At 48.3% G+C, this 12,350-nt stretch carries 11 protein-coding genes; 7 read left to right on the top strand and 4 right to left on the bottom strand.

Features of this window, described 5'->3' with window-relative positions; genetic code table 11:
• Positions 1-14: 14 nt before the first annotated feature.
• Both ICC18_RS27190 and ICC18_RS27185 read right to left on the bottom strand, forming a co-directional pair.
• The gene (locus ICC18_RS27190) at positions 15-392 is read right to left on the bottom strand and encodes a hypothetical protein (protein ID WP_188177582.1); all 378 of its coding nucleotides are present in this window, start codon (positions 390-392) and stop codon (positions 15-17) included.
• Positions 393-401: 9 nt separating this feature from the next.
• Positions 402-770 carry a VOC family protein gene (locus ICC18_RS27185; RefSeq protein WP_188177581.1) on the bottom strand — a complete coding sequence of 123 codons (369 nt, stop codon included), beginning with the start codon at positions 768-770 and terminating at the stop codon, positions 402-404.
• A 568-nt stretch (positions 771-1,338) separates the two neighbouring features.
• Between ICC18_RS27185 and ICC18_RS27180 the strand changes: the two genes are divergently transcribed.
• Entirely contained in the window at positions 1,339-2,013 is a 675-nt protein-coding gene (locus ICC18_RS27180; RefSeq protein WP_188177580.1) for a phosphatase PAP2 family protein, read from the top strand.
• On the top strand, positions 2,010-3,191 hold the full coding sequence (locus ICC18_RS27175) for an MGDG synthase family glycosyltransferase (protein ID WP_188177579.1): 1,182 nt from the start codon (positions 2,010-2,012) through the stop codon (positions 3,189-3,191). The genes ICC18_RS27180 and ICC18_RS27175 overlap by 4 nt, the downstream gene beginning before the upstream one ends.
• Positions 3,192-3,201: 10 nt before the next feature.
• Here ICC18_RS27175 and ICC18_RS27170 read toward each other — a convergent pair whose 3' ends face one another.
• Complete coding sequence (locus tag ICC18_RS27170) at positions 3,202-4,080, bottom strand: LysR family transcriptional regulator (RefSeq protein WP_188177578.1); 879 nt, start codon at positions 4,078-4,080, stop codon at positions 3,202-3,204.
• A gap of 127 nt (positions 4,081-4,207) precedes the next feature.
• Between ICC18_RS27170 and ICC18_RS27165 the strand changes: the two genes are divergently transcribed.
• The 4 genes from ICC18_RS27165 to ICC18_RS27150 all read left to right on the top strand — a co-directional run bounded on the left by ICC18_RS27165 (position 4,208) and on the right by ICC18_RS27150 (position 7,287).
• A complete protein-coding gene (locus ICC18_RS27165; protein WP_188177577.1) occupies positions 4,208-5,488 on the top strand; it encodes an adenylosuccinate synthase in 1,281 nt (426 codons plus the stop codon).
• 92 nt (positions 5,489-5,580) lie between these two features.
• Positions 5,581-6,570: a Gfo/Idh/MocA family protein gene (locus ICC18_RS27160; protein WP_188177576.1), complete on the top strand. Its 990-nt coding sequence runs from the start codon at positions 5,581-5,583 to the stop codon at positions 6,568-6,570.
• A gap of 13 nt (positions 6,571-6,583) precedes the next feature.
• On the top strand, positions 6,584-6,889 hold the full coding sequence (locus tag ICC18_RS27155; RefSeq protein ID WP_223192910.1) for a Dabb family protein: 306 nt from the start codon (positions 6,584-6,586) through the stop codon (positions 6,887-6,889).
• 68 nt (positions 6,890-6,957) lie between these two features.
• Entirely contained in the window at positions 6,958-7,287 is a 330-nt protein-coding gene (locus ICC18_RS27150) for a methyl-accepting chemotaxis protein (RefSeq protein ID WP_188177575.1), read from the top strand.
• Between the two features lie 82 nt (positions 7,288-7,369).
• Here the strand turns inward: ICC18_RS27150 and ICC18_RS27145 are convergent, their stop codons facing one another.
• A complete protein-coding gene (locus ICC18_RS27145; protein WP_188177574.1) occupies positions 7,370-8,086 on the bottom strand; it encodes a YwaF family protein in 717 nt (238 codons plus the stop codon).
• A 212-nt stretch (positions 8,087-8,298) separates the two neighbouring features.
• Here ICC18_RS27145 and ICC18_RS27140 point away from each other — a divergent pair, with 212 nt between their 5' ends.
• Positions 8,299-11,859 carry an OmpL47-type beta-barrel domain-containing protein gene (locus ICC18_RS27140; RefSeq protein ID WP_188177676.1) on the top strand — a complete coding sequence of 1,187 codons (3,561 nt, stop codon included), beginning with the start codon at positions 8,299-8,301 and terminating at the stop codon, positions 11,857-11,859.
• The last annotated feature ends 491 nt before the right edge of the window (positions 11,860-12,350 follow it).

Genomic DNA, 12,350 nt, shown 5'->3' with positions numbered 1-12,350 from the left:
TTGCCTCCGTTTGTTTATTTTGATTTTACAAGGTCCTTATGGCGGAACCGCAGTGCCGACCATTTCTCATCGATAGCCACATTGCTGACAGGCCGATAGGAGGAGATGCTTTCCATCAGGCTCCAGAGACTGTCACGGTTAATGTCGGTTTTTACCTTTGAGCTTTGCTTCGGATACGTTACCCAGAACACCGCATCGCCATTCAGGAGCGGGATCGCTTTGGGGACCCATTCATTCACTTCGCTTGCATTGTTGACAAAAAGCTGAACAAAATCATATTTGCCATCAGGCATACCCGGTGCTTCGATCCCAAGTTTGTAGCTTTCCGGTGCATTGAGGACAATAGCTTGTCCCTGTTTGTAACGCAGCTTTTTCAGTAGTTCTTCTAGCATGATGCCTCCCTATGATCTGAAATAATTCATAACCCAGCCGATCCCATATTTATCGGTCACTTGGCCATGCAGCGCCCCGAAAAAAGTATCCTGCAGATCAATCGTAGCGTCGCCGTCAGCAAGCAGGGTTTCAAAGACATTGCGAATTTCCTCTTCACTTTCGAATTGAAGAATGATTTTCGTATTTTGCCCAGCTGCGTAGTTTTGACCATAGGAATCGGAAAAATGAATCATACTGCCGTTAATATGCAGCTCGGCGTGCAGGATTTTGCCGCCATGATTGTTCAGGATCTTGATGTCGCCGCCAAAAATCTGCCGATAATAATGAATCGCTTCTTCGCAGTTATTCACAACGACAAAAGGATTTGCGCTTTTCATAAAAACTGCCCTCCCGCAAGTTTAGGTCGATATGAAACCTTTTAGTTTCATAACAGGATTATACGCAACCATTTGGTTTCGTGTCAATAACAAAAAAATCTTTTTCCATCTCGTTCACTCCCTCATTTCAACTATTCTTCACCCTCAATCCTTATTCTCATCCTCACCACAACCCAACTTATCCACACACTTACCCACAATATCACATGTCCACATACCATGCTGTGCATAATCCATCAGCTCGATTATACACATATCCACAGGGTGAGTTATCCACATCTGAACAATTCTTTTAGCGCAAAGTTGCCTCTCTCGGTTTGACTTTCGTGAACGAACAGGATGTGCTTCTATTTACGGTCAAATGAGAAAATCAATGCCGTAGCTCCGAAAATCGTTGCTACTGGAAAGCTTGCACCTTAATGTGTGAGCTTTTTTTCATTTAGAACTTAGCCTTTGGTCTAGGTTTTCTCAAGACCTTTGGCTAAAGGAAGACACTACCAAAGTGCGTTTTGACCGAAGTCATTCTGTTTTAAGATGAATATAACGAAATGGAGAGCGAGGAGTTGCAATGAAAAAGGAATCATTCATTTCTTATCTGCTGGCATGCAGCGCATTACTATCGATCCCGTTAGTGGGTCTCATCTATGTGTATTTGAACCATGGGGGAGAGCGGTATTATAGCTTGGTTACGGATTTGGACCGGCAAATCCCTTTTCTGAAAATTTTCGTGGTGCCGTACGTATCTTGGTATGTTTTCCTGCTGGCCGGCTTCATGTACCTGGCATACAAGGATCGTCAAACCTACTACAAGACGCTGCTGCAATTCATCATCGGTCTTCTTCTGTGCTATGGGGTTTATGCCGTTTACCAGACTCATGTTCCACGCCCTGCAATCGGTGGAGATGACTGGATGATGCGAATGGTGCAGTGGGTGTACAATAACGATCAACCGTTTAATTGTTTTCCCAGCACGCATGTGCTGACTTCTTACTTAATGATGAAAGCTTATCTGAGCACAGCTCATATTTCTCGCATATACACGTCAATCGTAACCCTGTTGTCGCTGCTCATTATTGCTTCGACCCAATTTATGAAACAGCATGTTCTCTTGGATATCATTGGTGCGGTGTTGGTTGCAGAAGGTGTCATTTACGTCGTGAATAGAGTGCGTAAGGGTTGGTTCGTTAAACCATTAGCTGCCGGCATGCAGCGGGGTCAAATTGAAGGGGGTCTTGAAAGATGATTCGCAGAGAGAAAATTTTAATCCTGACCGGCGCGTTAGGGGATGGTCATAATAAAGCTGCACAAGCGATACTCGAGGCGGCACGATTCTATCGCCCGGATGTGGAAGTGAAAGTCGTCGACTTTTTGGAATGGACGCATCCCTATTTGCACTCGGTGGGCAAGTACTGTTACATGCAGTGGATGAAAAGCCTTCCGTCGGTCTATGGGTACTTATACCGTAAGACACGGGATGACAATACGTTCTCCCATTGGTTCAAACGGATGAAATCGTTCAGTACCGACCGCATGCTGGAGCTGCTGCACGAATATAATCCGACCGAGGTCGTCAGCACGTTCCCGGGGGCTGCCGCGGCGATGTCCTATTTGAAATGCAACGGCTTAACGACCGTCCCTACAGTTACCGTAATGACCGATTATACCGATCACAGTTACTGGGTTCACCCTTGTACGGATCGTTATCTGGTTGGGGCTGAACATGTGAAAAAAGCGCTGCTGCGATACCGCATACCGGAGAACCGCATCGTGGTAACGGGCATTCCGATCAGGCTGACCTTCACGCAAACGTATGACCGTGTGGAGCTGCGCGATAAATACGGGCTGGATCGTATGCTGCCGACCGTACTGGTCATGGGTGGCGGGCACGGCTTGATCGGCAAACAATTCAAATCTGTGCTTCAATCGGATGATCTGACTTCTCCGGTGCAGTTTATTTTCGTATGCGGACGCAATGAGAAGTTGAAGATGAGACTTGAAGAGGAGTTTGGCGGGGATAAAACCCGTCACCGCGTGGTCATAACCGGCTTTGTGGATCATATCCACGAGCTGATGGCGCTGTCCGATTTGATCGTGACGAAGCCTGGCGGGCTGACGGTATCGGAAGCGCTTGCGTTGGAGCTGCCGATGATGCTGTACAAACCGATTCCCGGCCAAGAGCAGGATAATGCGGCTTTTCTGGTCGGTGTCGGCGCTGCGATCGAAGCGAGAAACGCGGCGGAGCTCAAAAGCCAGCTGATGGAAGTCATCGTCAACCGGACGATTCTGAATGAGTTGAAGAAGAATGCCAAGTCCAACCAACTGAAGGAAGGCGCTTTGCATACCTTAACGGCCATTTTGGAAACCAAGCACCATCACGTAAGTGCGCTGGAAGGCCTGCAAGTATCTTATGCTAACGTGTGATCTATGCATCTTATGATAACGTTTCGTAGAAACGTCTCGCTGCGGCGGATAAAGGAGTGCTTTTCAGCTTAATTATCCCGACTTTTCTCGGGGGTATGGGCTTGTTAAGTTGAATTTCATACAATGAATGATCGTCAAGTTCTTGCTTGATAAACTCTTTAATCACACCGGCGATGCCGAACCCGTTGCGTGCAAATTCAACCAGGAGATCCACACTTCCGAGTTCGATCTCCGGCATGAAAGCCAGCCCTTGCTCAGAGGCGAATTGATCCAGGTAAGCGCGGGTGCTGCTTCCTTTTTCGAGAAGGATAACGGGATGCCTCAGCACGTCTTCTAACGAAATCGGTTTTTCAGATAAATGCTTATACGTTTCTCCGGTTATGAAACAATCATGGATCGCAATGCTTTCTTGAACTTCGATTTGATGGTCGGATATGGGGAGATTCACGATGCCGATATCGATTTTCCCCTCTTTGAGCAGCGTGATCGTTTCGGCGGTTGTCCGGTTGGTTACTTGAATTTTTATTTTTGGAAAAGACTCGTGGAACGTTTTCAGATGCGGTAATAGATAGTGTTTGCACAGCGTATCGCCTGCTCCGATTTTTACCTCCCCGTCCGTCAGTTGGTGCATTTCGGAGATCTTGCGTTCCCCATTAAGTATAAAATGATAGGCCTGCTCAATATACGTGAAAAGTGTCTGGCCTTCAGTCGTCAGTATGACGCCTTTCGGTGTTCGGACAAACAGCTGACCGCCAAGCTTAGCCTCCAATTGCTTAATCGAATGGGTAACGGCCGGTTGGGTAATGTACAGTTCTTCAGCCGCTTTGGACAAGCTTCCCGCTTTAGCTGTGATATAAAATACCTGATACAGCTCCATGTTATGGATCATTAGGTTCACCTGCTAGCCATTAATGTGATTTATGCCAGTTATTATTAATATTAATTTTTTTAATGTGTCCGACTTCATTATACTTGGTTTTAGATTGGAATTCCAAGTGGATGAGGAGAGTGCGGATATGACGGTTACGGCTATTGTGGGTGCCAATTGGGGCGATGAGGGCAAGGGGAAAATAACCGATGTGCTTGCCGCCAACTCTAAGTATGTGGTTCGATATCAGGGAGGAAGCAATGCAGGCCATACGATCATTAATCACTATGGCAAGTTTGCTTTGCATTTGCTGCCGTCCGGCGTTTTTTACCTCGGGGTTACCAATGTGATTGGGCCTGGCGTTGCCTTGAATGTGAGTCAACTGTTCAGCGAGCTCCATGAACTGGCGGAAAGGGGAGTGCCGGAACCCGCGCTATGCATTTCCGATCGGGCACAGGTGGTGCTTCCTTATCACATTCGGTTTGACGAATTGGAAGAGCAGCGGCTCGGAGATCGCAAGTTCGGTTCGACCAAGCAAGGCATTGCGCCGTTTTACTCGGATAAATATGCGAAGCTTGGTATTCAGGTTGCGGACTTGTTCGACGAAACGCATCTGAGATCAAAGTTGAAAGCTTCGCTTGAATCGAAGAATGTGCTGCTTAAGCATTTATATCATCAAGCGACCATAGAGCCTGAGCAATTGTTGGATGATTTACAAGAGCAAGCAGAATTGTTAAAGCCTTATATCTGTAATACAACTGAGCTCTTGCATAAGGCCTTGGCCGATGGAGAGTCAATATTGGTTGAAGGACAGTTGGGGGCATTGCGGGATCCGGATCACGGCATATATCCCTATACGACCTCTTCGTCCACGATCGCCGGATTTGCTGCTATTGGAGCGGGAGTTCCTCCCCATGCCATCAAACAAGTTGTAGCGGTGACGAAGGCATACTCAAGTTGTGTCGGGCAAGGGCCGTTCGTGACCGAAATTCATGCTGAAGCTGCGGATGAGCTGCGTAAACGCGGAGGAGACGCTGGGGAATTTGGCGCGACGACCGGGCGTCCAAGGAGAGTCGGTTGGTTTGATGCCGTCGCAACAAGGTATGGCTGCGAAATTCAAGGAGCGACAGAGGTGGCTTTAACCAATCTTGATGTTCTCGGCTATTTGGAAGAGATCCCTGTTTGTACGGCTTACCGAATCGGTGATGAAAACACCGTGCATTTTCCGAATACGCAGCAATTGGCTCAGTCCGAGCCTGTGTATGACATGCTTCCTGGATGGAAGTGTGATATTACACAGGTTCAATCCTTTCATGAGCTCCCTAAAGAGGCTCAAAACTATATCCAATACATTGAACGATTAATCGGAGTGCCGATACGCTGGGTTTCTACCGGTCCCAAGCGGGATCAGATTATTGTTAGATATTGATCATGCCGAAGAGCTATCCTTGATGTCGGTGTATTCGCATTGACGAAACATGCTATAGTAAAATAAGAAAAAAAGCGCATTAAGGAGAAGCTATGATACGTTTTGGCATCATCGGAACGAATTGGATTACAGAAACATTCATTGAAGCAGCTAAGGAAACAGGGGAGTTCGCGCTCACAGCTGTATACTCCAGAACCGAGGACAAAGCACGGGAATTTGCAGCGAAGTTTGAAATTCCTCATCAGTTCACGGACTTGGAAACTTTCGTGAGAAGCGGTGAATTCGATGCCGTGTATATCGCCAGTCCGAACTCTCTTCACGCCGAGCAGGCGGTGCTTTGCATGAATCACGGCAAGCACGTGTTGTGCGAGAAGCCCGCGGCGTCTAACGCTCGAGAGCTTGCGGCCATGGTAGCAACTGCTGAACAAAATAATGTCGTATTCATGGAAGCTTTGAAATCGACACTCATGCCTAATTTCCAAGCCATTCAAGATAACCTGCATAAAATTGGGCCGGTCCGCCGTTATTTTGCGAGCTATTGCCAATATTCTTCGCGATATGATGCTTATAAGCAGGGAACGGTGCTCAATGCGTTTAATCCCGTTTTTTCTAACGGTTCTTTAATGGATCTTGGCATTTATTGCATTTACCCCCTTGCTGTGCTGTTCGGCAAGCCGGATCGTATTCAAGCTAACGCTATCCTGCTGGAATCCGGAATAGACGGGGAAGGCAGTTTGCTTCTAGGATACAAGGACATGGATGCAATCATCATGCATTCGAAAATTACCAGCTCCTATGCGCCTACAGAGATTCAGGGTGAGAACGGGACGATGGTCATCGATAAAATCAACGAGCCGGAGAAAGTGGAGATCCGCTATCGGGGTGGTGTTGTAGAGGATTTAACCCGGCCTCAATCGACGAGAACAATGATGTATGAGGCAGCGGAATTCATTCGCTTGATTAAGAGCGGAACGCTTGAATCCCGCACGAACTCCCATGCGACCTCCACGGTCGTTGCGGGAATCATGACCGAGGCCAGACGACAAGTGGGGCTCGTATTTCCCGCGGATAACAAAGGATAGGAGCAAACTGCCTATGTTCGAGCATCTCGTTTCATTTAAATTCAATGCAAACTATACCCCGCAGCAGGAAAGTCAGCTTGTGGAAACGTTGTTGGCTTTTAAAAATCAGATTCCTGGGATTGTTGAACTAACAGCGGGCGTGAATGTAACCGAAGAGACGGACAATATTCACGGCTTTACGCTAGGACTGCGAGTAACTTTTGAGGATCAGGAGGCGTTGCGCCAATATGGACCGCACCCTGTGCACCAACAGTTTGTGAAAATGCTGGACGGTATCCTTGATAGTGTTGTCGTGATTGACTATCCGATTAAGAAATGAACAGTTTTTGAGAGAAAAAAGCTTAGCTAGTTGCCCGTTGGGTGCCTGGTTAGGCTTTTTTACGGACGATGGCCAAGGAAGTCGTTGAGAAACAAGAGGCCGCTGTAGGAGAAACGAAAGCGTCTTTTGAGCAGATCAAGCAATCCATTGAAGGCATCGTTACGCAAATTCAGGAGGTCCCGAAATCCGCAGCAGAATTATCTGAGAATGCATGCAAGATATCGAGTTTGATGGCTAATGTGGCGGCGGTCGTGGAGGAAAGTGCGGCAGCGACAGAGGAAGTAGCTTCGTCTACACAAGAGCAAACTGCCACTATTTTGAAAATCTCCGAACTTTCGGAGAAACTGTCGCAAAGTGCCGGACATTTGCTGGATGAAATCCAAAAATTCAAGCTATAGTTTTCTTTAGTGGAACCGCTGCGGGCGCCTTGGTGTCAGCAGCGGTTCATTTTATTTTGGAGTCCGCACCACTCGGGTTTCATTACTCAGATTTACTGGACTTGCCAAAATGAAAGGGCAGATACATGAGAATGAAGATAACCACCATCACCGCTTCAAGGGATAACAAATACCATGGCCAAGGACCCAAGTAATTGAGCAGCGTATCCCCGGCGGGCTTTTCCGCGACGAAAAGGTAGTTTCCTCCTGTGATCCAATTGATCGGTATGATGACGGCCAATAGACCGTTCATCATTAGAAGCACTCTCCAGATCGAATGCCATGTCGGCCGATAGCCGTGAACCCAGGTCATGTATAAAGCAACCCATACAATGGCGCCGTGACCGACAAAAAAGTAAAAGTAGGTGAAATGAGGGAATCCGGACAGGATCGCTGCAGGTGTCAGCAAGGCTTGAACAGCTCCTCCGATGCCTGCGAAGTATAGAAATTCATACAGCCGATAGGAAGGGAAAAGGAGCATAAGAATGGTTAGGAGGTAACTAATGCTGCACAACTGGAGGGGGAGGGAATAATCCCAGGCGAATTGCTCGTGATAAAAATACCAGCCGTAAAGTAAGAGTTCAAAGAGAATAAGAATTGCGCTAAGCCCGAACCTGATAATTTGTTTGCTGACGTTCAGACGAAGAGATTTTTTAAACCGGTATAACAGGAGAACCAGCAGAGCAATTACGGCAAGCGGAAATAAATGTTGCGGAGAAAACATGGCGAATGGATATTCGGTTTCTGAAAACCAGTCCATAAAATTCGCTCCTTCTTTGTGTTTCTGGGGACTATTGTATCCATACTGCTTTAAATGATACAAAATATTGTCGACTCTGCCAAACCCATTGGTGCTTTTCATAAACTTCATCTATTTACAAATAAATATCACTTTTATTTGTATATTTTTGGTAGAATAAGATGCGCTAGATTGATAGTCTTTTATAACAAAGGAGGATATTCATGGGATTCATGGCAAGTTGGAAAGCTAAGTTATTGAAATCTGCACTTGCTTTAACTGTTGCGTTACCGTTGCAAGTTCTGGCTACAAGCAGTTGGCAAGCGGTAATGGCGGAGGGGCCGACGGATCCGGCGCCGTTCATCGAAGCCAAAGTAATAAATGAGAACGCCGGCAAAAAGGTGCTTTTTGATAATACACATGAACAAACAGCCGGTGCAGCGGATTGGGTCATTGACGGAGGGTTCTCCGATTTTGCCAATGCGCTAGCGAATAATGGCTATTATGTGAAAGAACTTCGTAAAACAACGCCAATCACGCTGAGTGATCTGAGCGGCTATGATGTGTTTGTTGTTGCGGAAGCGAACGTTCCTTATAAAACAAGCGAGCAAGCGGCCATGGCGCAATACGTGCAAGGCGGCGGCAGTATTTTCTTCATCGGCGACCACTATAATGCGGACCGCAACAAAAATCGTTGGGACGGCTCCGAAGTATTCAATGGTTACCGCCGTGGCGCCTGGACGAATCCGGTACAAGGGATGAGCGCCGAAGAGATCGCTTCCTCAGCGATGCAGGATGTTGCGAGCACGGACTGGCTGGCAACGCAGTTCGGCGTCAGATTCCGTTATAATGCGCTTGGCGATATTACAGCGAATCAAATCGTAACGCCGGATCAAGCGTTCGACATTACGAACGGCGTATCCGGCGTTGCCATGCATGCAGGCTCTACGCTCGCGATCATTGATCCGACGAAGGCCAAAGGCATTGTCTACTTGCCGCAAACCAATGAGGCATGGCCGAATGCGGTAGATCAGGGCGTCTATAATGGCGGAGGCGTCGCTGAAGGCCCATACGTTGCAGTTTCCAAAGCAGGAGCGGGTAAAGCCGCCTTTATCGGCGATTCCTCGCCGGTCGAGGATGCGACACCGAAATATTTGCGTGAAGATACAGGTGCAAAGAAGACGACTTATGACGGATTTAAAGAAGTTGACGATGGTAAACTGCTGGTTAACATGGTGAACTGGTTATCGAAAAAAGAGAGCTACACGAGCCTCACTGAGGTCAGCGGCTTGCAGTTGGATCAACCGACAGCACTGCTGCCCTTTGAAGAACCGGCTACTTCTACGGAACCGAAGCCTGAGCCATGGGCGGCACCGAATGCCGGCTACTTATGGTACGACCGCAGTACGTTCAAGCCGGGTTCGTACGGTGGTCCCGCTGCGACGGCCAGTGCCGTATACAGCTTCGTGCATCAAGCCGTATTGCCGAATGCACAGGATTTCCAAATCCGTGTCGTCATTGACAACTTGCCGGCCAATACGACAGTTTCGGGCTATCAAACGGGTATTTATTTAGTTAGCGGCGGCGCTCAAATTGCCAAGATTCAGAACGCCGACGGAACATGGCCGGCTACGGAAGGCTATAGTACCGCGTTCAGTTTGACATCGGATTCCAAAGGCCATGCCTATAAGGATTTGACGGTCCGCATCAAACCGGGCACTACGGCTGCGGCGAACCTTCGTCTGCGCCAAAACGGTACGAACCTGAAAACCCAATCGGTAACCCTTGGGAACGTTCCGGCCGAGCCGTTGCCGGAAGAGCAAAATCCGATCCCGGCGAAAATCACCATCGCTGAAGCTCGCAGCAAATCGACAGGTACGCTAGTGACGGTAGAGGGTGTTGTGACGACCGAGCCTGGATCATTTGGCGGACAAGCTTTCTATTTGCAGGATGCGACGGGCGGCATTTACGTGTTCCAAAGCTTGAGCGGCTTCCATCTGGGCGACACGATTAAGATTACAGCGCCAACGGCGGTATTTAATACGGAGCTCGAATTGACGGATCCGGTTGAAATCACGAAAACGGGTACGTCCGCGCTTCCGGCGGCGATTCCTGTGACTGCTATCACGTACGAGAACCAAGGTCAACTGGTCGAGCTAAGCCATGTAACGATCAGCAACTTGATTAGCGCTTCACCTACAGGTTCTTTCGAATTTGATGCGGTGAACGGCTCGGTAAGCAATCATATTCGTGTAGATGCGCGCACGGGCTTAACGCAAAGCGCCTTCCCGTACCAAGAGGGACAAACCGTTAACATCAAAGGGGTCTCCGCTATTTTCAGAGGCGTATTCCAACTGAAACCAAGAGGATTGAGCGATTTTGCGGTGCCTGCGGATACGACAGCGCCCGTAACTACGGCTGCATTGTCAGGTAGTGCGAACGGCCAAGGTTGGTTCAACCAGGATGTATCGGTTACATTGACGGCATCGGATGACCGTGAGGATGCTGTTATAACGAAATATGCCATTGGCGGTGGGGCGGAAGCTGCTTATACGGCGCCGGTGGTGGTTTCCACAGAAGGAACGAATACAATTTCGTATTTCTCTACGGATGCTGCAGGCAATGCCGAGGTAGCGAAGTCCTTGCAGGTGAAGTTGGATAAAACTGCGCCAATCGTGACTTTGACGCAATCGGGGCACGCGATTGGTGATGTAACGGATGCCGACTCATTGCAATTTGATTTGGCAAGTTCCGATGCGGTTTCCGGTGTTGCGTCGCAAACATTAACGCTGGACGGTAATGTGATCAGCAGCGGTCAAGCGCTGAAAGCTTCCGATCTTGGGCTGGGCGCTCATACGGTACAATATAGTGTGGCAGATGCTGCGGATAATAAATCGGAGCAAAGCTTTACTTTTCAAGTGAAGGCAAGTGTTGTATTAGCCCAAGCCGCACTCTCGGCTGATATCACAACCTTGCAAATCGGTGAAAATACAGCGACTCGTCTGAGCGGTACACTGAGCAACGGCAGTCAGGCTGATTTAAGTAATGCGACTGTTGTTTACAGCACCAGCAATAGTGCGGTAGCTACTGTAGATGCTCAAGGCAACGTAACTGCCGTAGCCGAAGGTACTGCACAAGTAATGGCAAGCGTGACATTGAACGGTGTTACGGTAGGATCTAATTCTGTAGTTATTACTGTGAAAAAGCCGCTCGCTGCGGGCGTTCCCGGCGAACCGGTATTGTCCGGCAATAACGGACAAAGCGGACTTCAGGACGGCAATTACACAGTTACAATGAACATGTGGTGGGGGAACAACGGTACCTTGTTCAAGTTGTATGAAAATGGCGTCCTGGTCAGCACGCAAAGCTTGACCGACGCTTCGCCTTCCGCTCAAGTCGCGAAATTCGACGTCAAAGGCAAGGCAAACGGAACGTATACGTATACGGCGGAATTGACGAACGTTTTCGGAACGACAACAAGCAGTCCGCTTGTCGTAAACGTAACCGACGCTGCGCCGGGCAAACCGGTATTGTCGCAAGATAACTGGGACGGCGACGGCAACTACAAGGTGACGATGAACATGTGGTGGGGTACCAACGCAACCGAGTATCGCTTGTACGAGAACGGTCAGTTGATCGACACGAAAAGTTTGACCGCTGCAACGCCTAATGCGCAAAGCGCGGTATCGGAGATTTCCGGCAGAACGGTTGGCGTGTATGAGTACGTAGCTGAGCTCGTGAACGCCGCCGGCGTAACGAGCAGCGAGAAGATTACGGTTAATGTAGCGAAGTAAGCTTATTTAAGCCTTCACCGCTCCAGATGGGAGTGAGTGAGGGCTTTTTTTCGTGACATAGCCGCTCCCTCTGAACCTCCGTTGACGCACCTAACTGCAAAAAGTGCCATTTTCCCAACCTCCATTGGTGCACTTAACTGCAAATTTACCGTCTCCCAACCTCCATTGGCACACCTAAATGCAAATTACCGTCTCCCAACGTCCATTGGCACGCCTAACTGCAAATGTATCGTCTCCCAACCTCCATTGGAACACCTAAATGCAAATGTATCGTCTCCCAACCTCCATTGGTGCACCTAACTGCAAATTTACCGTCTCCTAACCTCCACTGGCGCCTAACAGCAAAAAGTGCCGTAAAATTGCGAGTTTTCGTCAAAATGGGTCGTTTACATGCGTTTAATGCCTGTAAATTCTTCAAAATTGGCCATGCATAGGCAATTGGGCCGATTTAACAGCATTTTTAGCAGGATTACGGCCAACCAAACGCTTAT

The sequence above is a fragment of the Paenibacillus sedimenti genome, from assembly GCF_014534655.1.
Lineage (GTDB): Bacteria > Bacillota > Bacilli > Paenibacillales > NBRC-103111 > Paenibacillus_E > Paenibacillus_E sedimenti.
The sequence above is the reverse complement of the archived record's forward strand: the minus strand, read 5'-3'. Positions and strand labels throughout refer to the sequence as shown.

What these genes read in the sequence shown, in the direction of transcription:
- ICC18_RS27190 (WP_188177582.1), bottom strand. Translation starts at nt 392, where the DNA reads ATGCTAGAAGAACTACTGAAAAAGCTGCGTTACAAACAGGGACAAGCT.
- ICC18_RS27185 (WP_188177581.1), bottom strand. Translation starts at nt 770, where the DNA reads ATGAAAAGCGCAAATCCTTTTGTCGTTGTGAATAACTGCGAAGAAGCG.
- ICC18_RS27180 (WP_188177580.1), top strand. Translation starts at nt 1,339, where the DNA reads ATGAAAAAGGAATCATTCATTTCTTATCTGCTGGCATGCAGCGCATTA.
- ICC18_RS27175 (WP_188177579.1), top strand. Translation starts at nt 2,010, where the DNA reads ATGATTCGCAGAGAGAAAATTTTAATCCTGACCGGCGCGTTAGGGGAT.
- ICC18_RS27170 (WP_188177578.1), bottom strand. Translation starts at nt 4,080, where the DNA reads ATGATCCATAACATGGAGCTGTATCAGGTATTTTATATCACAGCTAAA.
- ICC18_RS27165 (WP_188177577.1), top strand. Translation starts at nt 4,208, where the DNA reads ATGACGGTTACGGCTATTGTGGGTGCCAATTGGGGCGATGAGGGCAAG.
- ICC18_RS27160 (WP_188177576.1), top strand. Translation starts at nt 5,581, where the DNA reads ATGATACGTTTTGGCATCATCGGAACGAATTGGATTACAGAAACATTC.
- ICC18_RS27155 (WP_223192910.1), top strand. Translation starts at nt 6,584, where the DNA reads ATGTTCGAGCATCTCGTTTCATTTAAATTCAATGCAAACTATACCCCG.
- ICC18_RS27150 (WP_188177575.1), top strand. Translation starts at nt 6,958, where the DNA reads ATGGCCAAGGAAGTCGTTGAGAAACAAGAGGCCGCTGTAGGAGAAACG.
- ICC18_RS27145 (WP_188177574.1), bottom strand. Translation starts at nt 8,086, where the DNA reads ATGGACTGGTTTTCAGAAACCGAATATCCATTCGCCATGTTTTCTCCG.
- ICC18_RS27140 (WP_188177676.1), top strand. Translation starts at nt 8,299, where the DNA reads ATGGCAAGTTGGAAAGCTAAGTTATTGAAATCTGCACTTGCTTTAACT.